Here is a 19,655-nt window from a genome sequence, read left to right as displayed (position 1 = left end):
GGAATCCCTGAGAATCTCTTTAGCCTAATTCCGCGCCGAATGGCCGGGCCGGAAAGCCTTACGGATGTACCGGGGCGGAACGTCCACGGTCCGTGCAGGCAGCCCGGCCGACCCCGGAGGGACCGCGGCGGGATCCGCGGAGGCGGTCAGCTCACCCACTGGGCCGTGAGGCCGAGCACCGCCGAGCCGTCCAGGTCGGTGAGCTTGGTGCCGGTGAAGCCACGTGCCCAGTCCGACGTCTGGATCCGGAACGCGGGCCGGTCCGCGGTGAGCGCCTCCAGCACGGCCTCGGCGGCCTCGGCCGGGGTCTGTGCGCCGTTGAGGAACTGCGCGGTGGTGCGGTCCAGGTAGGCCTGCAGCGGCTTCGCGTACGGGCCCGCGGCGTCGATCTCGGCCTGCAGATCGAGCCCGATGTTGTTGACGAACTCGGTCGCCACGGCGCCCGGTTCGACGACGGACACGGACACCCCGAGCGCGGCCGCGACCGGCGCCAGGCTCTCCATGTAGCCCTCGACGGCGAACTTGGCCGCGCAGTAGGCCTCGTTGAAGGGCTGACCGACGACTCCGCCGACGCTGGTGACGGTGATCAGACGGCCACCGGTCGCGCGCAGATGCGGCAGCGCCGCCTTCGACACGTGCAGCACGCCGAAGAAGTTGACCTCCATGACCGCGCGGACGTCGGCCACGGACTCGTTCTCCAGGGTGCCGAGGTGCCCGGCACCGGCGTTGTTGACCACCGCGTCCAGCCGGCCGTGGTCGGCGATCACCCCGCTGAGCGCGGCGGCGACGGAGGCCTCGTCGGTGACGTCGAGCTGCCGGACATCGAGCTCCACCCCCGCTTCGGCGGCGGCCGTGCGCAGCGCCCCGGCGCGGCCGGTGTCCCGCAGCGTCGCCACGACCTGCCAGCCGGCCCGTGCGGCGGCGATCGCCGCGGCCAGGCCGATGCCGGAGGACGTACCGGTGATCAGAACGACCTTGGGAGAGGAGGAGGAAGAAGAGGAAGAGGAGGAGGAAGAAGAAGTGGGAGGCATGGTGGTGGGGCCTTTCGATCTCTGCGAGTTCCGCGAGTTCCACGAGGAGCAAAATTAAGTGCGTGTACACACACCATAGACATTATGTGTGCGTACACGCAAACGGTAGTCTTGCCGTATGGCGAAGAGGAAGCTCACCCAGACCGAGATGCCCGTGGCCGATCACGCCTTCTACGGACTCGTCTGGGCCGGGACCGTGCTGACCGAGCGCGTGGACCGCGCCCTGAGCAAGGCCCATGACCTGCCGGTCTCCTGGTTCGAGGTGATGCTCTGGCTCGCCTCCAGCCCGGACCCGGTCCCGGCCTCCGTGCTCGGCAACAGCACCATGCTCAGCCGCAGCCAGGTCTCCCGCGTGGTCGATGCCCTGCAGAGCCGTGGGCTGGTCGTCCGGACCCCCTCGGCGCGTGACGCACGCTCCGTCGAGGTGTCCCTCACGCCGGAGGGCCACCAGCTCTTCAAGGAGGCGGATGCCACCCGCCGCGCCTGCCTGGCACCGGTGTTCACCGACCTCCTCGACGAGGAGGACCTCGAAGCGCTGAGCACGGTGTGGAAGAAGCTCAAGGCCAATAAGGGCGGCCAGGACGGGCCGTAGGGCGGTTCCGCGGGCCCGCCCTGCGCCTCAGGAGCCAGGGCCCGCCCTACGCCTCAGGGGCCGATCGTGCGGGCGATGTCCAGAGTGAGCCGCTGCCAGGGATCCCGTGGGTCGCGCAGGGTGAGTTCGGCTATGCGGCGCAGCCGGTAGCGCAGCGACTGGGGGTGCAGGCCGAGGTTGCGGGCGGCGGCGTTCGCGGAGCCCGCATCGAGGTAGCTGGTCAGCGCTTCCCTGAGGTGGCCGCGGCCCGGCTGGACGAGCGGGCCGAGGATCAGCCGGCTGATCTGCTCCGGGGCGGCGGCGGGGCGGCCGCCGAGCAGCGCCAGCACCTGGGCGTCCCCGTCCGTCAGGACCCGCGCGGGGTGGTGGGCGTGCGCGGGCGCGGTGTCCAGGGCATCGGCCGCGAGCCGATAGGCGGCGGCGATCCGGTCCTGGCTCTCCCCCGAGATCGCACAGCCGCGCAGGCCCCGCTCCCGCAACGCCTCCGCCGCGGCCCCGCCGGCCGCGGCGGGCAGCAGCAGGACGGGGCGGGAGCCGCGGACCGTCGCCAGCGAGGTGGCGTCGTGGCCGTCACCGTCGAGCGCGGCCAGCAGCCCGAGAGCCGCCTCCTGGGTCACCGCCGGACCGTCCGCCTCGACCGGCTCCGCCACCAACAGGCAGTAGGGGTCCGGGAGTTGACTGCCCAGCCGGGCGGCCCGGGCGGTCAGGGCGCCGATCGAGGCATGCCGGCCGGCGAGCAGATCGTCGAGGAGCAGCCGCAGCGCCCGGTCGCGGTCCGCGGCGAGGTCCTCGCTGGTGGCGGTGTACGCCGTGGCCATCTCCTCGGCGAGCGTGTCCAGGGTGGTCAGCGCCATGCGGACGAGCGCGAAGGCGTCCGGTGCGTCCGGCGCCGGTGTACAGGCCGCGACCTCGTCCGTGAGGACCGTCGCCGCGACCCGGTACGCCCGCAGGACCGCCTGCACCGGGCGGCCGTCCGCGGCCCGCGCCGCCGCGATCCCGCGGAACCGCCGCAGATCGGCCGGGGTGAGGACACCGTCGGTGGCCCACAGCTGGAGCATCCGCTCCAGCGCCCAGGCGGCGATGGCCCGGACCTCGTGGAGCCGGCCGTCGTCGAGGGCGGCGTAGGCGGGTACCTGCGCGCGCACCGCGGTGACGATCGAGGCAACCACGCGCGGGGAGGCGGTCAGCTGCTGCCGGATGCGCTCCCGTTCCTTCATCACAGGGTGATGATGTCAGCCGCGCGATGTGCGCACCGCGGTGGACGGGCCTTGTCACTGTCGCCAGGATCTCGGTGAGCATGCGGTCTCAGCGACGAGAGGCGGGACGTACGGATGGCGAAGCACTGGGCGGACTTCCAGTACGAGATCTATCTCCGCGGGATGTCGGGCGCCGTCCCACGGCTGCCGACCGATCTGTCGCGGCTGGCGGAGCTCACCGAGCAGCGGCTCGGCCCCGGCCCGGTCGGCTATGTGGCCGGCAGCGCGGGCACCGGGAGCACCGCCGACGCCAACCGGGCCGCCCTGGACCGCCGGCGGATCGTCCCGCGGATGCTCCGGGACGTGGCGGAACGCGACCTGTCCGTGGAGGTCCTGGGCCACTCGCTGCCCGCGCCGCTCGCGCTGGCGCCGGTGGGCGTGCTGTCGCTGATGCATCCGGACGCCGAGCCCGCCGCCGCCCGGGCCGCCGCGGCGCAAGGCGTGCCGTACATCCTGTCCTCCGCCTCCAGCACCCCTATGGAGGAGGTCGCCGAGGCGATGGGGGACGGGGAGCGGTGGTTCCAGCTGTACTGGGCGAAGGACCGCGAGGTGACCCGGAGCTTTCTGCACCGGGCGAAGGCGGCGGGCTTCACCGCGCTGTTCGTCACCCTCGACACCCCGCTCCTCGCCTGGCGGCCGCGCGATCTCGATCAGGCGTACCTCCCGTTCCTGCACGGCGTGGGCACCGCCAACTACTTCACCGACCCGGCGTTCACGGCCGGGCTCGCCAAGCCGGTGCACGAGGACCCCGACGCGGCCGTGATGCACTTCGTGGGGATGTTCGCCGACCCCGCCAAGACCTGGCCGGACCTGGCGTTCCTGCGCGAGAACTGGGACGGCCCGATCGTGCTCAAGGGCATCCTGCACCCGCAGGACGCGCTGCTCGCCGCCGAGGCCGGGATGGACGGGGTGGTGGTCTCCAACCACGGCGGCCGCCAGGTGGCGGGCTCGGTCGCGGCCGCCGACGCACTGCCCCGGGTCGCGAAGGCGGCCGGGGACCGGCTGACCGTCCTCTTCGACAGCGGGATCCGCACCGGCGACGACATCGTGAAGGCGCTGGCCCTGGGCGCGAAGTCGGTGCTGGTGGGGCGCCCTTACGCCTATGGGCTCGGCCTCGACGGCCAGGCGGGCGTGGAGCACGTCATCCGCTGTCTGCTCGCCGAGTTCGATCTGACCCTCGCCCTGTCCGGGCACTCCCGCCCCACCACACTGACCGCCGACGACCTCATCGAGGAGTCCGCATGACCCCCACGACAGATCCGGCCGCGGGCACCGGGACGCAGCCGGTGAAGAACGTCCTCGCCGTCGTCTCCCCGCACGTCGGCGGCCGCACCGCCGGCGCCGCGCTGACCGGTCTCTTCCCCGGTCAGGCCCGGGTCACCGTCGTCGAGACGGCCGACGAGGACCCCGCGGCCCTGCGCGCCGCCCATGTCCTGATCACCGGTCTGAGCCCGGTCACCGCCGCACACCTCGCCGCCGCGCCGGATCTGGAGCTCGTCCAGTGCGCCAGCCACGGCTTCGACTACGTCGATCTGGACGCGGCCCGCGCGCGCTCCCTCCCCGTCTGCACCATCGGCTCCAGCAGCGCCGAGAAGCAGAACGTGGCCGAGCAGACCTTCGCCCTGATGCTCGCCCTCGCCAAGCAACTGGTCCCCGCGCACACGGCCCTGGTCGAGGCCGACTGGGCACTCCCCCGCCTCCAGCAGTCCCTCACCGAACTGTCCGGCAAGACCCTCGGCATCATCGGGCTCGGCCAGATCGGCATGGAAGTGGCCCGGCGCGCGGTCGCGTTCGACATGAGCATCCTCTATGCCGGGCCGAGCCCGATCGCGCCCGAGGCCGCGGCCCGGCTCGGCGGCGCCCGTCATCTGAGCGTCGACGAACTGCTGCGCACCTCCGACTACATCAGCCTGCACGCCCCGCTCACCGAGCGGACCCGCCACCTTCTCGACGCGGAGCGCCTCGCCCTCCTCAAGCCGACCGCGTTCGTCATCAACACCGCCCGCGGCGCCCTCATCGACCAGGACGCCCTCGCGGACGCCCTGGAGGCCGGCACCCTCGCCGGCGCCGGCCTCGATGTCTTCGACCCCGAACCGCCCACGGCGGCCCTGCGCCTGCTCAAGGCCCCGAACGTGGTCCTCTCCCCGCATGTCGCGGGCGTCACCCGCGAGACGCTCGTCCGCATCGCCCTAGCCGCCGTACAGAACGTCCTCGACCATCTGGCGGGAAAGCCGGTGCGGGACGTCGTGTCCTAGGGAAGCGGTCCGTACGGTCGTTGGCCCTGTCCAGTGGGTCCGCGCCGTCCCGCCCGGCCTGCGGGGGACGGCGCGGACCGCCACAGGACTCTGCCCCGAATTTCGGCCATTGTTCGATGCCTTGAGTGGGCGGCGCCGGCCACCCCGACGGGGCGATGTGGCGGCAGCCTCCTGACCGGACACCGTCATTTCTCGACACCGCGCGGCTGCCGGCCGCGCCCACAGGAGTAGCGTCCGCCCGGAATCCGGGCGTCTCGCCGGTCGGTTCGGGCCGTCCGGTCCGTTCGTCAGCGGACGGCTGTGCCCGGCGGGACCTCAGGCCCGGACATCCGAGGGCCGTCCCGGTACGAGGCGACGGCCGCACCAGGAAAGGCGGACGCACGCTCGTGGAACCCCGTGGACGCACCCGTTGGGCGATCGGCGGATTGCTGGCCGGCGGTATCGTCGTCAACTTCCTCGACCGCACGGCGATATCGGTGGCGAGCTCCTCGATCGCCGAGGACTTCGGGCTGGACCTCCAGCAACTCGGGGTGGTGCTGTCGGCCTTCACCTGGTCGTACTGCCTGGTCCAGTTACCCGCCGGGATGCTGGTCGACCTCCTGGGCGTTTCACGGCTCACCCGGATCGCCTCCGCGTTATGGGCCGTTGCCGGCCTGCTGACCGCCGTGGCCAGTGGGGTCGGGCCGCTCATCGTGGCGCGGCTGCTGCTCGGGGTGGCCGAGGGGCCGTCGATGGTCGGTGCCTCCAAGGCCACCGCTGCCTGGTTCCCCGTCGGAGAGCGCGGTATGGCGACGGCTCTGTTCGACGGAGCCACCAAGCTCGCCAACATGATCGCGTTCCCGGTGCTGGCGTTCGTGATGAGCCAGTGGGGCTGGCGGGCCGGATTCGTGTTCAGCGCCGCGGTCAGTGTGCTGTTCACGGCCGTGTGGTGGTGGGGCTACCGGGACCCGTCCGCGCTGCGCGCACTGCGTCCGGCGGAGCGGGACTTCATCCTTGCGGGCGGGGCGCGGGACGCCGACCGGGGCGGCGCCCGGCAGTTCCGCGCGGCCCTGCGCTCCGGCCGGATCTGGGTCATGTCCTGCGGTTTCGCCTGTTACGGCTACACCATCAACATCGTGCTGACCTGGATGCCGGAGTTCCTCCAGCGGCAGTTCCATGTGCGGCTGCTGCAGTCCGGGCTGTACTCGATGATTCCGTGGGCGGTGGCGACGGTGGCCGAACTCGCCTTCGGGGGCTGGCTGGTGGACCGGCTGGTACGCCGGGGCCGTCATCCGTGGCGGGTGCGCAAATCCGTGCTGACCTGCGGGCTGGCGCTCGGCGCGACGATCGGCGCCGCCGGGAGTGCGGCCTCGCCAGAGGTCGCGGTCTGCTGGATGTCGGCCTCCCTCGCGGGGCTGGCGATCGCCGCGCCCGTCGCCTGGAGCCTGCCCGGCCTGCTGGCCCCGCCGGGGACGGTGGGGGCGGTCAGCGGGCTGATGAACTTCCTCAATACGGCGGCCACCGCGGGCGGTGTGCTGCTCACCGGCCGGCTGGCGCAGGTGACCGGATCGTTCGCCGCGCCCTTCCTGTTCGCGGTCGCCGTCCTGGCCGTCGGCGTCGCGCTCTACTGGTGGGCGCTGCACCCGTCCGCGGCGCCGGACGCCGATCGGGGCGGCGCCCGGCAGCCGGCCCGCGTCTGAGGCCGCGGAGCTGCACTTCCCGCCCGGGAAGTGCAGCTGCATCCCTCCGGCAGGAGCTGTGGCTGTCGTCACAGATTCCGTATCCCGCCCGGGGGCATGCCTTGTACGCATCGGTAGTTCTGGCAGGGGAGCGTGGAAAGCAGCTATGCACACCGTCGGCCCGATCCGCCTCAGGTCCGGCCTCACCCGGGGACCGGCCGGGCAGTCGCCGGAAGCGGCCGTCCCCGCTCCGGACGCCACTGCACCGGCGCCGAGGGAAGCCGCCACCGAAGGTGTCCGCCGATGACCGATACCTCCGTCTTAGCGTCGTGCCTGGCGCGATTATCCTGGCCGCCGGAGCGGCTGGCCCGTGAGATCAACAGACGCTGCGGCAGCGGAACCATCAGCAGCAAGGCCCCCTACAACTGGCTGAAGGGCTCCTGCCCCCGCCGTCGGCTGCCGCACATCGTCGCCCGGATCCTCTCCGAGCAGCTCGGTGAGCCGATCGCGGTCGAGGCGCTGTGGCCCCAGCACTTCCCGGCCGGCACCCCGCCGCTCCTCCAGGGCCCCGCCCGGCGCCAGCCCGTGGCGCCCCTCCATCTGCCCGCCGACCAGGACCCGTTGACGGCATCGGTGGACTGGCTGGTGACCGACGACGCTCCGCCGCCCTCGCGCAGCCGCGGCGACGAGATCCCCGATGCCGCGGTCGGCATGCTGACCGTCCGGATCCAGCAGCTGCGGCAGCTCGACGACAGCGCCAGCAGCGGACTCGTACTGGACTGGGCGCTCCAGGACCTGCAGTGGGCGCAGAAGCTGGCCGCCAAGTACGCCTACGGCGCCGAGACCGGGCTGCAACTGCACCGCATCATCGCCGAGCTCGGCCAGCTCACCGCGTGGCTGACCGCCGACCAGGGCATGGACGCGCTGAGCACCTCCCGCTTTCTGCACGCGCTGAGCGCCGCCCGTGCCGCCGGCGACCGGCCGCTCGGCGCGTACATCATCTCCTGCATGAGCTACCGCGCCGGCTGGGCCGGCCGCGCGGAGGAGGCGCTGCGGCTGAGCCGCATCGCCCGAAAGGGGACGGCGCACGAGGACATGGGCATCGGCCAGGCGCTGCTGGCCACCCGCGAGGCCAGAGCCCATGCGAGCCTCGGTGACGAAGCGGGCGCTCAACGCGCCCTGGAGGAGGCCGCCGAGCTCAGCCGGGCCGGCCGGCCCTCGTGCGAACCGCCCTGGGCGTACTGGCTCACACCGGCGGTCATGGTGGCCGACGCCGGACGGGCCTGGCTGGAGCTGGGGCGCCCGCAGCGGGCGGAGTCCCATCTGACCCGCGGGATCGACATGCTCAAGGGCAGCCAGCCGCGCAATCTGCTGCTGCACAGCGCCTCGCTGGCCGAGGCACGGCTGGCGCGCTGTGAGCTCGACGGTGCGGCGGCGGCCACCGCGGACGCACTGGCGCTGACCGGGAACGTCACCTCACAGCGCGCCCACACCCGGCTCATGAGCCTGCGCCGGAGGTTTCTGCGGTACGACAGCGCGGTGGCGCGCGAGATCGTGCAACGGGCGGACGAGCTGCTGCATGCGGGGCAGCCACCGGCGGTGTGCCAAGGCCTGACGCCATGAACGCCTTCGCCGCCCGCAGGTCGGCGACCTGCGCATACAGTGCACAAGCGCAGGAACTCCCCGTGGTCGGCACCAACTGAGCGCGGGCTGAGCACCGCCGCCGCGCAACCACCGCCCCCGGGACCCTCTGACACGGATCGGCATCCAGGAGAAACAGGACCACATGCGAGTCACTCACGCGGTACCGCTTGCCCCGATGACGACGCTGGGCATCGGAGGACCGGCCGCGGCCCTCATGGAGCTGCACGACCCCGCGGACTTCCCCGAGTTCGTCGCGCTGGCCGACACCCTGCCCGGCGCGCCGGTCTGTCTGGGCGAGGGCAGCAATGTGCTGGTCGGCGATGACGGATGCGACTGCGCCGTGCTGCGGATGAGCACCAAGGGCGTACGGATGACGGGGAGCACGGCGGACGGCCGGGTGCGGGTCGAGGTGCAGGCCGGTCATCTGCTCTCCGACCTGGTGGACACCACCATCGCCGAGGGCCTCACCGGTATGGAGATGCTGGTGGGCATCCCCGGGACCGCCGGCGCCACCCCGGTCCAGAACGTCGGTGCCTATGGTCAGGAAACCGCCGACAGCCTGGTGGAAGTGACCGCGTGGGACTGGACGTTGCGCCGTATGGTCACCCTGGATGCCGCGGCGTGCGGGCTGGGCCACCGCACCAGCGTCTTCAAACGCTCCCGCCGCTGGACCCTGCTGAGCCTGGTCTTCGCGCTGCGCCGGTCCGAACTCAGCGCGCCGGTCGGCTACCGTACGGTCGCCGCCAAGCTGGGGGTGCCGGTCGGGAGCCGGGTCCCCCTGGAGGAGGTGGCGCAGGCGGTGCTGGCCGTCCGGCGGAGCAAGGGCATGGTGCTGGGCTGCAGCGGCACCGACGACCGGTCGGTCGGCAGTGTGTTCCTCAGCCCCGAGATCACCCCCGCCCAGGCCGACAGCCTGCGGGCGCAGAACGCTCCGGTGAACCACTTCCCCGACGGCTCGGTGCGGGTGAGTGCCAGCTGGCTCATCCGGCAGGCCGGATTCGAGCTGCGCCGCCCGATCGTGCCGGGCGTCCGGCTGTCCTCGCTGCACTACACGCTGGTCGCCGACGAGGGCGCGAGCGCCGCCGGCTTCACCGAGGCGATCGACATCGTCTTCCAGGAGGTGCTGCGCCGCACCGGGGTACGGCTGACCTCGGAGATCGACTTCCTCTGAGGGCGGCGGCGGCCGGGCACCGCCCGGCCGCGAGCCGTCCTCAGCGCCGGAACCCTCCGGTGGGCTATCGGACGTCGAAGTCCGTCAGGCCCTCCGGTTCCTCCTCCCGGACGGCCACCGCGTCGACGGTCCCCAGGGGCGGGCCTTGGTGCGCCCAGTCCACCAGCTTCTGCACGCGCTCGGGCGCCCCCTCGAACACGGCCTCCACCGTCCCGTCCGGGCGGTTGCGCACCCAGCCGGCCACGGCGTGCTCCTCCGCCGTGCGCCGGCAGGTGTCGCGGAAGAACACCCCCTGGACGTCCCCGGAGACCACCACATGTCGGCGGATCATCCGTGTCTCACCTCGTTTCCTCGCCCTGGCGGTACCCGCGCAGATATATCCCGGCGCCGTGGTCAGCCCGCGGCGCCACGCCCGGTCGGCGTACGGCTCACATCGCGGCCGGCGGCCGCGACGGCGCGGCCGAAGTGCGCGGCGTCCAGGACGGCCGCGCCGTCCGGGTCGTTGTTGAAGTACGCGTAGATGTCGGCCCGCTCCGGCCAGGTGTCGGTGATCCGCCCCACCCAGGTGGTGAGCGCCTGCCGGCCGTAGCGCGGCCAGGGTTCCGCACGGCCCGCGTGGAAGCGCAGATACCCCCAGTCGGCGGTCCGCCAGAGGGGCGTCACGGGCCGGGAGTCACGGTCGGCCCAGCACAGCGCGGCGCCCCGCCGCTCCAGCACCGTACGGATCTCCGCGGTCCACCAGGAGGCGTGCCGGGGTTCGACCGCCACCCGGGTGCCGGCCGGGAAGCAGCCGAGGCAGGTGTCGAGCAGCCGGGCGTCCCCGCGCAGGGTGGGCGGCAGTTGGAGCAGGACGGGGCCGAGCCGGGGGCCGAGGGCGGCGGCCCGCGACATCAGCCGCCCGACCGGCTCCTCGGGGTCGCGCAGCCGCTTGATGTGGGTGAGGTAGCGGCTCGCCTTGACGGCCATCACGAACCCGTCGGGGGTCCGTTCCCGCCAGTCGGCGAAGGTCTTCTCCTCGGGCAGCCGGTAGAAGGCGGCATTGCTCTCGACGGTGGCGAAGTGCCGCGCGTACTCCTCCAGCCACAGCCGCTGCGGCCGGTCGGGCGGGTAGAGGACCGTACGCCAGTCCTTGTACTGCCAGCCGGAGGTTCCGACGAGGACGGTCATGTCCCCATCCCTGCCCGGCCGGGGCCCGGACGTATCAGCCGTCCCCTTACGGACCGGCGGCCGGGGGCGTCGGGCCGCGCGGCGTGACGCCCCCCGCGTCAGGCCGCCGCGGGCGACCCGGCCGCACCGGATCCCCCCTCGTGCGCGTCATGGTGAATCGGCCGCCGCGAGCCGGTCAGCGGCACGCCGGTGCCGCCCCGCCGAGCCGCGACGATCTCCGCCGCGATGGACAGGGCGGTCTCCTCGGGGGTACGGGCGCCCAGGTCGAGGCCGATCGGTGAGTGGAGCCGGGCCAGTTCGGGTGCGGTGAGGCCGGCTTCGCGGAGGCGGCGGTTGCGGTCCTCGTGGGTACGGCGGGAGCCCATCGCGCCGACGAACGCGACCGGCAGCCGCAGGGCCACCTCCAGCAGGGGTATGTCGAACTTGGCGTCGTGGGTGAGCACGCACAGGACCGTGCGGCCGTCGGTCTCGGTGCGCTGGAGATAGCGATGCGGCCACTCGACGACGAGCTCGTCGGCCTCGGGGAAGCGGGCCCGGGTGGCGAAGACGGGGCGGGCGTCGCACACGGTCACGTGGTAGCCGAGGAATTTTCCGGCGCGCACCAGCGCCGCGGCGAAGTCGACCGCGCCGAAGATGATCATGCGGGGCGGTGGCGCACTCGATTCGACGAACAGCGTCACGGCCGGCTCACAGCGTGATCCGTCCTCCGCGAGGTCGCACGACCCGGTGCGCCCGGCGTCCAGCAGCGCGCGGGCCTGCTCCGCCGCCGCGCGGTCCAGCTCCGGATGCCCGCCGAGGCCGCCTTCGTACGTCCCGTCGGGGTGGACGAGCAGCGGTCTGCCGAGGAGTCCAACCGGGCCCCGGGCGACCCGGGCGAGGGCCGCCGCCGTGCCCCGGGCGGCGGCCGACAGCGCCGCCGCCCACACCCTTCGGTCCGGCGCGTTCGCCGCCACCGGCGTGACCAGGACCTCGATCTCCCCGCCGCAGGTCAGTCCCACCGCGAAGGCGTCCTCAGCGCTGTAGCCGAACCGTTCGCGGACCGTCACACCGTCCCTGAGCGCCTGGAGGCACAGGTCGTAGACCGCCCCCTCCACACAGCCCCCGGAGACCGAGCCGATCGCCGTGCCCCGGCTGTCGACGGCGAGGGCGGCGCCGGGCCGGCGCGGTGCGCTGCCGCCGACGGCCACGACGGTGGCGACTGCGAAGTCCCGGCCCTCTTCGACCCAGCGGGTCAGCTCGTCGGCGATGTCCAGCATCGTGGTCTCCTCGTGGTTCGTGGTCCGGCGGGGCGGCGGCACCGCGGACGTCCGGACGGGCTCATCCGGCGGCGCGGTCGCCGCCTCCCGCCAGCAGGACACGGTCGGGGCGGATCGGCAGGTCCCGGTGGCGCACCCCGGTCGCGTGCCAGACCGCGTTGGCGATCGCCGCCGCACCGCCGACGATCCCGATCTCACCGATCCCCTTGATGCCGACCGGGTCGTCCTCGTCGGGGTCGTCGACCCAGTCCGCCTCGATGGGGGGTACGTCGGCGTGCGCGGCAAAGTGGTAGCCGGCGAGGTCGGCGCCGACCGGGGCGCCCGAGGCCCGGTCCCGGACCGCCTCCTCGTGCAGCGCCATGGAGAGTCCCCAGGTCATTCCGCCGATGAACTGGCTGCGCGCGGTGAGCGGATTGACGATCCGGCCGGCGGCGAAGATGCCGAGCATCCGGCGCATCCGGACCTCACCGCTGGTGACGTCCACGGCGACCTCGGCGAACTGGGCGCCGAAGGCGTGCCGTTCCTTCTGCGCCAGCGCGGCGATCGCGGCGGTGGTGTCCGACCGCACCGTGATCCCCTGCGGGGGTATCCCGCCGCCCAGGGCCAGTTGCTGCCGCAGTTCGCCCGCCGCGGCGGTGACCGCCCAGGCCCAGGAGCGGGTGCCCATCGAGCCGCCGGCGATCATCGCCGGGCCGAAGTCGCTGTCCGCGATCCGCATCCGGATGCGCTCCGGCGCCACCTCCAGCGCGTCCGCGGCGATCAGGGTCAGCGCGGTGCGCGCTCCGGTCCCGATGTCCGCGGCGGCGATCCTTACGGTGAAGCCGCCGTCCGCCTCCGCCGTCACCGACGCCGTGGACGGGAGGGCCCGCGCGGGGAACTGTGCCGCCGCCGTGCCGGTGCCGAGCAGCCAGCGCCCCTCCCGCCGCCGGCCGGGACGCGGGTCCCGGTCCGCCCAGCCGAATCGGCGGGCGCCCTCCTGGAAGCAGTCGAGCAGCTTGCGGCCGCTGAACGGGAGCCCGGAGACCGGACCCGCCGCCGGTTCGTTGCGGGCCCGCAGCGCGATCGGGTCGATCCCGCACTTCTCGGCGAGTTCGTCGAGCGCGGACTCCAGCGCGAAGGAGCCCGGTGCCTCGCCCGGGGCACGCATCCAGCTCGGGGTCGGCACATCGAGCCGTACGACGCGGTGGACGGTGTGGTGCGCGTCGGCGTCGTACATCACCCGCCCCATCTCGGCGCTCCGCTCGATGAATTCATGCACCGTCGAGGTGACGCACTCCGCTTGGTGGTCGAAGGCGCGCAGCCGTCCGTCGGCGTCGGCGCCGAGCCTGATCCGCTGCGCGGTGGGGCTGCGGTAGCCGACGACCGAGAACATCTGGCGGCGGGTCAGGACCACCCTGACCGGGCGCTGGAGGACGGTTGCCGCCATGGCGGCGAGCACCTGGTGCGGGCGCAGGGCCTTGGAGCCGAAGCCGCCGCCGACGTGCTCGGACCGTACCCGTACCGAGGCCGGGTCCAGGGAAAACAGGTTGGCGAGTTCCTCCGCCACGTATCTGCTGCCCTGGTTGGAGTCGACGAGTTCCAGCCGGCCCCCGTCCCAGCGCGCCATCGCCGCATGCGGCTCCAGCGGGTGGTGGTGCTCCTCGGGCGTGGTGTACTGCGCGTCCACCACCACGGCGGACGCGGCGAGTTCGGCCGCCAGGTCGCCCTTCTCCGTCTCCGCCGGGGACTGCGGGGAGCTGTCCGGCGTGTACATGTCCGGATGCCCGGCGGCGAACGCGACCTCGTGCGGCTCCTGGTCGTAGCGCACCACCAGCGTCTCGGCGGCCTCCCTCGCCTGCTCGGGCGTTTCGGCGATGACCAGCGCCACCGGCCAGCCGGCGTACGGCACCCGGTCGTGCTGGAAGACCTGGACGACCGGGTCGGGCGGCCCGAGCGGACCGGTGTAGTTGCCGTCGACGCGCGGGGCGTTGCCGTGGTGGAGCACGGCGAGCACTCCGGGCATCGCGAGTACGGGGGCGGACTCCACGGCGCGGATGCGCCCGCGGGCGATGGTGGACAGCACCAGCCAGCCGTGGGCGAGTTCGGCGAAGGGAATCTCGCCGGCGTAGCGGGCCGCGCCGGTGACCTTGGCCAGGCCCTCCACGCGGGTGTGGGCGGCGCCGATGGCCCCCGTCACCGCGGTGGTTCCCGTGGTCGTCGTGGTCATCGCGCGGCCTCCTCGGTGAGCTCGGTCAGCACGGCCACGACGAGGTTGCGCATCAGCGTCACCTTGTAGCCGTTGTGGGGCAGCGCCTCGGCGGCCGCGAGTTCGGCATCCGCGGCGGCGGCGAACGCCTCGGCGCTCGCCGGCTCCCCGGTCAGCACCCGCTCGGCCGTCCGGGCCCGCCAGGGCCGGGACGCCACCGCCCCGAAGGCGAGCCGGACTTCGCGGACGGTGCCGTCGCGGACGTCGAGGGCGGCGGCGAGCGAGCCGATCGCAAAGGCGTACGACGCGCGCTCGCGCACCTTGCGGTAGCGGGAGACGGCGGCGACCGGAGCCGGCGGGAGACGGAGCCCGGTGATCAGCGCGCCGGACGGCAGCGCGGTCTCCACATGCGGGGTGTCCCCCACCGGAAGGTAGAACTCCGCCAAGGGCAACTCCCCCGCCCCGTCGGCCGTTTCGTACTCGACGACGGCGTCGAAGGCGGCCAGCGCCACGCCCATGTCCGAGGGGTGCACGGCGACACAGTGCCCGGAGGCCCCGAGGATCGCGTGGTTGTGGTGCTCGCCCTCGATGGCCGGACAGCCGGCGCCCGGGACGCGCTTGTTGCACGCCGCGGCCGGGTCGGTGAAGTAGCCGCAGCGGGTGCGCTGCAGCAGATTGCCGCCGACCGTGGCCATGTTGCGCAACTGCCCCGAGGCACCGGCCAATACGGCCTGCGCCAGCGCCGGATAGCGGCGCCGGACCTCGGGATCGGCGGCGAGTGCACTGTTGGTGACCGTCGCCCCGATGCGCAGACCGCCATCGTGGGTGACCTCGATCCGGTCGAGGGGGAGGTCCTGTACGTCGATGAGCAGCGCGGGCCGCTCCACTCCGGTCTTCATCAGGTCGACGAGATTGGTGCCGCCGCCGAGCAGGCGCGCCTCGGGCTCGGCGGCGAGCAGCGCGACCGCGCCCTGGACGTCGGTCGCCCGCCGATAGCCGAATTCCCTCATGCCGCCGCCTCCTCGCCCGTCGGGGCGCCGGCCTCGCCCGGGGCGCTCCCCTGCCGAGGCACCGCCGGGGCCCCCGCGGCCTCGGCCGCCCGGGCCACCGCCTGGACGATCGACACATACGCGCCGCAGCGGCACAGGTTGCCGCTCATCCGCTCCCGTATCTCGTCGGCCGTGAGCGCCGGAACGCCCGCCTCCGGCCGTACGTCGGCGGTCACGGCGCTCGGCCAGCCCGCCGCATGCTCCTCGATCACCGCAAGGGCCGAACAGATCTGCCCCGGTGTGCAATAGCCGCACTGGTAGCCGTCGAGGTCGAGGAAGGCCTGCTGCACCGGATGCAGCCGCTCGCCGTCCGCCACCCCCTCGATGGTGGTGATCTCGCGCCCCTCGGCGGCGACCGCGAGCTGGAGGCAGGACACCGCCCGGCGCCCGTCCATCAGCACCGTGCAGGCGCCGCACTGGCCCTGGTCACAGCCCTTCTTGGTGCCGGTCAGATCGAGCTGCTCGCGCAGCGCGTCAAGCAGGGTGGTGCGGTGATCGACGGGCAGCGTGTGCTTCTCGCCGTTGATGTGCAGGGTGACGGCGCTGGACGTCGGTGGGGCCATTGGTCAGCCTTCTTTCGCGTAGGTGCAGGCGCGGCGGGCGTCGGGGCGCGGGCCTGAGACCGGCGGGTCCCTTGGGAGTCGGACGATCCCCGCGCCGCGGAACCGGGAGCACCGGGCGGGAACCTCACGGGCAGTCAGGGAGGAAAGGGCTCTGTACAGGGCGGCGTCAGCTCGGAGACCATGGCGGGAGCGGCGGGAGAGGGACCGGCGGCGGGCGCCATCGGCCACCCCGCACCGACCCCCCGCACCGACCACCACTCCGGCCGTATCTGCCGCTATGGTGGACCTAAGCGGACAACTGTCCACTCCATCGAAACTACCGGACAACTGTCCGGTTAGCAAGAGCGGCTTTCCCGTGATTCCCGGAAGGAGGACGAGTGCAGCAGCACAAGGACGCTCCCCTGCGCTCGGACGCGCAACGGAATCGCGAGCGCATCCTGGAAGTGGCGCTGGCGGAGCTGACGCACTCGGCGGACGCCCCGCTGAGCGCGATCGCGAAGAAGGCGGGCGTCGGGCAGGGGACGTTCTACCGCAACTTCCCCAACCGCGAGTCACTCGTCCTGGAGGTCTACCGCTACGAGGTGCAGCAGGTCGCCGACGCCGCCTCCCAGCTGCTGGAAACCCGCACACCCGAGCAGGCCCTGCGGGAGTGGATGGACCGTCTCGCCCAGTACGCCATGGCCAAGGCCGGCCTGGCCGATGCCATGCGCAAGGCCACCAGCGCCCGCGGCAGCCTGGCCGGCCTGGGCCACGGCCCGGTGACCTCGGCCGTGGCCCTGCTCCTGAAGGCGAACGAGGACGCCGGCACCATCCGCCCCGACGTGACCCCCGACGACTTCGTCCTCGCCATCGCCGGCCTCTGGCAGATCGACCCGCACAGCGACTGGCAGTCACGCGCCGGCCGCCTCCTCGACCTGGTCATGGACGGGCTCCGGACAGGCGCTCCGGGGGCGTGAGAGGTCGGCACCGCGCCACGGCAGCCGGACGTTAGCGCTCCGTTAGTGAACCGACAGTGATCGCCGGAAGGGTTGTCCCTGCTCGCCGCAACACCCGGCCCCACCTGACCGCCGTACGCGTCAGGGGTGTTGCGGCGCCTGCCCCCAGGGAGCAGGTACACGAGTGCAGCACAGCTCATCCGCCAGGCTCGAAGATCACAGGAGCACTATGTCCCCCCAGCCCTCCCCCCGCCGCGTCCGCAACCTCGCTGCCGCGCTGCTCGCCGTGACCGCCGCGGCCGCGCTCACGGCGTGCCAGGACGGCAAGCCCGACAGCGCGAAGAGCCCGTCGTCCGCCGCCTCGGGCGCCAGCTCTTCGGGCGCGGCGTCCGGCGCCAACGGGGGCGGCACCGGCACCGGTTCGCAGAACGCCGACGGATCGGCGGACTCGGGGCAGCCCACCGCCGCACGGGGCGCCGCGTCCACGGACCACTCGTCGAACCGCTGCACCGCGGCGTCGCTGCGCATGTCGCTGGGGCAGCCCGACCAGGGCGCGGGCAACATCCGCTACGCGCTGACCTTCACCAACAGCGGCAAGGCGTCCTGCACGCTGCGCGGCTTCCCCGGAGTCTCGCTGCTGGCCAAGGACGGGCAGTCGGTCGGCAAGCCGGCCACCCGTGAAGGCGCGGCGGGCGCGGCCGTCACGCTCGCTCCCGGCAAGAGCGCCCATGCGGTGCTGCACACGATCGCCAAGGGGATGAAGGGCTCCGGCTGCTGGCCGGCCGGGGCCTCGGTGCAGGCGTTCCCGCCCGGTTCGAAGGAGTCGATGACCGCTCGCGCCTCCGGACTGCAGGTCTGCGGCGACGAGTTCAGCGTCACCGCCCTGGCACCCGGCGCGGCGGCGTAACTCCGCATCCAGGGTCGTGCCGTCTCCGGCCGCGTAGGACCAACGCGGCCCGGGCACGAAGCTCGGCCCTGCGATGCCCGCCCCGTACCGGCTCCGGCCGGCGTACGGGCCCGTACGGAGGGCGGGCCCGCACGGGCGGGGCGTCGCGGGGCAGCGGGCGGTTTCCGTACCCGGCCGCACGCGGGGTGAGGCCGGTGGGCGAGGAGGGCGTGGCGCGCGGGGAGCGCCCGCCGGGCGGTGAGCTGCCGGGGGCTGCGGACCGCCGAACGCCACCACGCACTCGGCACCGGCACGACCAGCCGGTGCCGAGTTGCCGGAGGTCACGGGCCCTGGGCAAGGTGGAGAGCGGACGGGGGTGCGGCCCACCGCCGTCGGATCGAAGCGGCCGCCGGCGGTGGCAGTGGCACGACCGCGCAGTTCCTGCTCGTTCGCCGGTCCCCCGACCGTCCCGGTCCGCCCGGGGCCGGGCCCAGGCCCGGGGCGCCGTACCGGGGAGACGCATGAGCGCCCGGCCCAGGAGCGTCCGACGCCACGGAGCGGAGGAACCATGGGGACAACGCACACCTCCCGGACAGCTACGGGGTGGCCGCAGTTGCGGGTGGCCGACTGGACCGACACCCGCGAGACGCTGCACATGTGGACCCAGATCGTCGGCAAGGTCCGGCTGGCGCACGCGCCGCTCCTCAACCACTGGTGGCAGGTGACGTTCTACGTCAGCCCGCGGGGACTGACCACCTCCGCCGTCCCGCACGGCACGGGCGCCTTCGACATCGAATTCGACTTCCTCGACCACACGCTGCACCTGCGCACCAGCGACGGCGGCACCCGCCGCATCACGCTGGAGTCCATGCCGGTGGCCGACTTCCACGCCCGTGTCCTGCGGGCCCTGGAGGAACTGGACGTGCCCACCACGATCCAGGGGCATCCCAATGAGATCGAGCCGGCGATCCCGTTCGCGGAGGACTACCGGCACCACACCTACGACCCGCGTGCGGCGCAGCTGTTCTGGCGTCAACTCCTCCAAGCCAACCGCGTGTTGGGAGAATTCCGCAGCGCCTTCGCCGGCAAGGTCAGCCCGGTCCACTTCTTCTGGGGCGCCATGGACCTGGCCTGCACCCGCTTCTCCGGACGCGGCGCCCCCCGGCACCCCGGCGGCGCGCCGAACTGCGGCGACTGGGTCATGGTGGAGGGCTACTCCCACGAGCTGAGCAGTTGCGGATTCTGGCCCGGCGGCGGGGACGAGGGCGCTTTCTACGCCTACGCCTACCCCGAACCGGAAGGCTTCGCGGACGCTCCGGTGGCCCCCTCCGAGGCGTTCTACAGCCCGGAATACGGTCAGTTCCTGCTGCCGTACGAGACGGTACGCAGCGCCGACGACCCCGACCGGACGCTCTCCCGCTTCCTGCACAGCACCTACGAGGCAGCCGCCGACCGGGCCGGATGGGACCGGGCGGCGCTGGAGATCGATCCGGAGCGCTGGGAAGGGAAGACCCGATGACGCATCACGACGACTGGCCGACACCCGCTCAGGGGCTCGTCCTGACCCACTTCCTGACCGTGCGGGACGTCGCCGTATCCCGTCGCTTCTACGCGGAGGTGTTCGGCGGTGAGGTGGTGCTGGCCGAGAACCCCTGCATCGTGAAGATCGCCAACGGCTGGATCATCATGAACCCCGGCGGCGGCCCGACCCCCGACAAGCCCGAGGTCACCCTCACCCCGCCCGAACCCGGCGACCCGGTGTCGGCCTTCCTCAACGTACGGGTGGCCGACATCGCGGCCTTCTACGAGCAGGCCGTCGCCAAGGGCGCGCGGTTCCTGACCGAGCCGATCGACCGCAAGGCCGAGATCCGCTGCTACCTCCGCGATCCGGACGGCCATCTGATCGAGGTGGGGCAGGCCACCGGGATGCTGGAGGGCGTCTTCGCGGATACGGGCGGGTCGCCGGGGCAGGGTGACGGACACCCATGAGGACAGCCGCCCCGGAAG

At 73.1% G+C, this 19,655-nt stretch carries 18 protein-coding genes; 10 read left to right on the top strand and 8 right to left on the bottom strand.

The genetic code is table 11. From position 1 onward, the window contains the following. Nucleotides 1-146 precede the first annotated feature (146 nt). A complete protein-coding gene (locus BKA18_RS32685; protein WP_366046361.1) occupies nucleotides 147-1,031 on the bottom strand; it encodes an SDR family oxidoreductase in 885 nt (294 codons plus the stop codon). Nucleotides 1,032-1,149: 118 nt separating this feature from the next. Between BKA18_RS32685 and BKA18_RS32680 the strand changes: the two genes are divergently transcribed. Next, nucleotides 1,150-1,623 (top strand): MarR family winged helix-turn-helix transcriptional regulator, encoded by a 474-nt coding sequence (locus BKA18_RS32680; RefSeq protein WP_366046360.1) that lies wholly within the window; start codon nucleotides 1,150-1,152, stop codon nucleotides 1,621-1,623. A 53-nt stretch (nucleotides 1,624-1,676) separates the two neighbouring features. On the opposite strand, the gene BKA18_RS32675 is transcribed toward BKA18_RS32680, so the two are convergent. Beyond that, nucleotides 1,677-2,840, bottom strand: a complete 1,164-nt coding sequence (locus BKA18_RS32675; RefSeq protein WP_366046457.1) for an RsbRD N-terminal domain-containing protein — start codon at nucleotides 2,838-2,840, stop codon at nucleotides 1,677-1,679. 114 nt (nucleotides 2,841-2,954) lie between these two features. On the opposite strand from BKA18_RS32675, the gene BKA18_RS32670 reads away from it, so the two are divergent. From BKA18_RS32670 to BKA18_RS32650, 5 genes are all read left to right on the top strand, one after another. Next, nucleotides 2,955-4,124, top strand: a complete 1,170-nt coding sequence (locus tag BKA18_RS32670; protein WP_366046359.1) for a lactate 2-monooxygenase — start codon at nucleotides 2,955-2,957, stop codon at nucleotides 4,122-4,124. Then, entirely contained in the window at nucleotides 4,121-5,134 is a 1,014-nt protein-coding gene (locus tag BKA18_RS32665) for a 2-hydroxyacid dehydrogenase (protein WP_366046358.1), read from the top strand. Before BKA18_RS32670 ends, BKA18_RS32665 begins: the two co-directional genes overlap by 4 nt. A gap of 386 nt (nucleotides 5,135-5,520) precedes the next feature. After that, nucleotides 5,521-6,813: an MFS transporter gene (locus BKA18_RS32660; protein ID WP_366046357.1), complete on the top strand. Its 1,293-nt coding sequence runs from the start codon at nucleotides 5,521-5,523 to the stop codon at nucleotides 6,811-6,813. Nucleotides 6,814-7,095: 282 nt separating this feature from the next. Further along, on the top strand, nucleotides 7,096-8,415 hold the full coding sequence (locus tag BKA18_RS32655) for an NsdA family TPR-like regulatory protein (RefSeq protein WP_366046356.1): 1,320 nt from the start codon (nucleotides 7,096-7,098) through the stop codon (nucleotides 8,413-8,415). 127 nt (nucleotides 8,416-8,542) lie between these two features. Beyond that, a complete protein-coding gene (locus BKA18_RS32650) occupies nucleotides 8,543-9,607 on the top strand; it encodes a UDP-N-acetylmuramate dehydrogenase (RefSeq protein WP_366046456.1) in 1,065 nt (354 codons plus the stop codon). 64 nt (nucleotides 9,608-9,671) lie between these two features. Here BKA18_RS32650 and BKA18_RS32645 read toward each other — a convergent pair whose 3' ends face one another. The 6 genes from BKA18_RS32645 to BKA18_RS32620 all read right to left on the bottom strand — a co-directional run bounded on the left by BKA18_RS32645 (nucleotide 9,672) and on the right by BKA18_RS32620 (nucleotide 15,827). Then, the gene (locus BKA18_RS32645; RefSeq protein ID WP_366046355.1) at nucleotides 9,672-9,938 is read right to left on the bottom strand and encodes an acylphosphatase; all 267 of its coding nucleotides are present in this window, start codon (nucleotides 9,936-9,938) and stop codon (nucleotides 9,672-9,674) included. 62 nt (nucleotides 9,939-10,000) lie between these two features. Next, on the bottom strand, nucleotides 10,001-10,774 hold the full coding sequence (locus tag BKA18_RS32640; RefSeq protein ID WP_366046354.1) for a DUF72 domain-containing protein: 774 nt from the start codon (nucleotides 10,772-10,774) through the stop codon (nucleotides 10,001-10,003). 98 nt (nucleotides 10,775-10,872) lie between these two features. Then, nucleotides 10,873-12,030 (bottom strand): XdhC family protein, encoded by a 1,158-nt coding sequence (locus BKA18_RS32635; protein WP_366046353.1) that lies wholly within the window; start codon nucleotides 12,028-12,030, stop codon nucleotides 10,873-10,875. A 61-nt stretch (nucleotides 12,031-12,091) separates the two neighbouring features. Beyond that, nucleotides 12,092-14,236, bottom strand: a complete 2,145-nt coding sequence (locus tag BKA18_RS32630; RefSeq protein WP_366046352.1) for a xanthine dehydrogenase family protein molybdopterin-binding subunit — start codon at nucleotides 14,234-14,236, stop codon at nucleotides 12,092-12,094. After that, nucleotides 14,233-15,225: an FAD binding domain-containing protein gene (locus BKA18_RS32625; protein WP_366046351.1), complete on the bottom strand. Its 993-nt coding sequence runs from the start codon at nucleotides 15,223-15,225 to the stop codon at nucleotides 14,233-14,235. The genes BKA18_RS32630 and BKA18_RS32625 overlap by 4 nt, the downstream gene beginning before the upstream one ends. Then, entirely contained in the window at nucleotides 15,222-15,827 is a 606-nt protein-coding gene (locus BKA18_RS32620) for a 2Fe-2S iron-sulfur cluster-binding protein (RefSeq protein ID WP_366046350.1), read from the bottom strand. The genes BKA18_RS32625 and BKA18_RS32620 overlap by 4 nt, the downstream gene beginning before the upstream one ends. 377 nt (nucleotides 15,828-16,204) lie before the next feature. On the opposite strand from BKA18_RS32620, the gene BKA18_RS32615 reads away from it, so the two are divergent. The 4 genes from BKA18_RS32615 (at nucleotide 16,205) to BKA18_RS32600 (ending at nucleotide 19,637) form a co-directional block, all read left to right on the top strand. Then, nucleotides 16,205-16,783 carry a TetR/AcrR family transcriptional regulator gene (locus BKA18_RS32615; protein WP_366046349.1) on the top strand — a complete coding sequence of 193 codons (579 nt, stop codon included), beginning with the start codon at nucleotides 16,205-16,207 and terminating at the stop codon, nucleotides 16,781-16,783. A 208-nt stretch (nucleotides 16,784-16,991) separates the two neighbouring features. Next, nucleotides 16,992-17,669, top strand: coding sequence for a DUF4232 domain-containing protein (locus BKA18_RS32610; RefSeq protein ID WP_366046348.1), 678 nt, complete (start codon nucleotides 16,992-16,994; stop codon nucleotides 17,667-17,669). A 547-nt stretch (nucleotides 17,670-18,216) separates the two neighbouring features. After that, complete coding sequence (locus BKA18_RS32605; RefSeq protein ID WP_366046347.1) at nucleotides 18,217-19,167, top strand: DUF5996 family protein; 951 nt, start codon at nucleotides 18,217-18,219, stop codon at nucleotides 19,165-19,167. After that, nucleotides 19,164-19,637: a VOC family protein gene (locus BKA18_RS32600; RefSeq protein ID WP_366046346.1), complete on the top strand. Its 474-nt coding sequence runs from the start codon at nucleotides 19,164-19,166 to the stop codon at nucleotides 19,635-19,637. Before BKA18_RS32605 ends, BKA18_RS32600 begins: the two co-directional genes overlap by 4 nt. Nucleotides 19,638-19,655: the final 18 nt, after the last annotated feature.

Source organism: Streptomyces auratus, assembly GCF_050433025.1.
GTDB lineage: Bacteria > Actinomycetota > Actinomycetes > Streptomycetales > Streptomycetaceae > Streptomyces > Streptomyces sioyaensis.
Note: the sequence above shows the minus strand (reverse complement) of the source record. Positions and strands in the feature narration are given on the sequence as shown.

Excerpts from the sequence above, each read along its gene's own strand:
- BKA18_RS32665 (WP_366046358.1), top strand. The coding sequence starts at position 4,121 with ATGACCCCCACGACAGATCCGGCCGCGGGCACCGGGACGCAGCCGGTG.
- BKA18_RS32645 (WP_366046355.1), bottom strand. The coding sequence starts at position 9,938 with ATGATCCGCCGACATGTGGTGGTCTCCGGGGACGTCCAGGGGGTGTTC.
- BKA18_RS32635 (WP_366046353.1), bottom strand. The coding sequence starts at position 12,030 with ATGCTGGACATCGCCGACGAGCTGACCCGCTGGGTCGAAGAGGGCCGG.
- BKA18_RS32625 (WP_366046351.1), bottom strand. The coding sequence starts at position 15,225 with ATGAGGGAATTCGGCTATCGGCGGGCGACCGACGTCCAGGGCGCGGTC.
- BKA18_RS32605 (WP_366046347.1), top strand. The coding sequence starts at position 18,217 with ATGGGGACAACGCACACCTCCCGGACAGCTACGGGGTGGCCGCAGTTG.
- BKA18_RS32640 (WP_366046354.1), bottom strand. The coding sequence starts at position 10,774 with ATGACCGTCCTCGTCGGAACCTCCGGCTGGCAGTACAAGGACTGGCGT.
- BKA18_RS32675 (WP_366046457.1), bottom strand. The coding sequence starts at position 2,840 with ATGAAGGAACGGGAGCGCATCCGGCAGCAGCTGACCGCCTCCCCGCGC.
- BKA18_RS32630 (WP_366046352.1), bottom strand. The coding sequence starts at position 14,236 with ATGACCACGACGACCACGGGAACCACCGCGGTGACGGGGGCCATCGGC.
- BKA18_RS32620 (WP_366046350.1), bottom strand. The coding sequence starts at position 15,827 with ATGGCCCCACCGACGTCCAGCGCCGTCACCCTGCACATCAACGGCGAG.
- BKA18_RS32670 (WP_366046359.1), top strand. The coding sequence starts at position 2,955 with ATGGCGAAGCACTGGGCGGACTTCCAGTACGAGATCTATCTCCGCGGG.
- BKA18_RS32600 (WP_366046346.1), top strand. The coding sequence starts at position 19,164 with ATGACGCATCACGACGACTGGCCGACACCCGCTCAGGGGCTCGTCCTG.
- BKA18_RS32680 (WP_366046360.1), top strand. The coding sequence starts at position 1,150 with ATGGCGAAGAGGAAGCTCACCCAGACCGAGATGCCCGTGGCCGATCAC.
- BKA18_RS32610 (WP_366046348.1), top strand. The coding sequence starts at position 16,992 with ATGTCCCCCCAGCCCTCCCCCCGCCGCGTCCGCAACCTCGCTGCCGCG.
- BKA18_RS32685 (WP_366046361.1), bottom strand. The coding sequence starts at position 1,031 with ATGCCTCCCACTTCTTCTTCCTCCTCCTCTTCCTCTTCTTCCTCCTCC.
- BKA18_RS32655 (WP_366046356.1), top strand. The coding sequence starts at position 7,096 with ATGACCGATACCTCCGTCTTAGCGTCGTGCCTGGCGCGATTATCCTGG.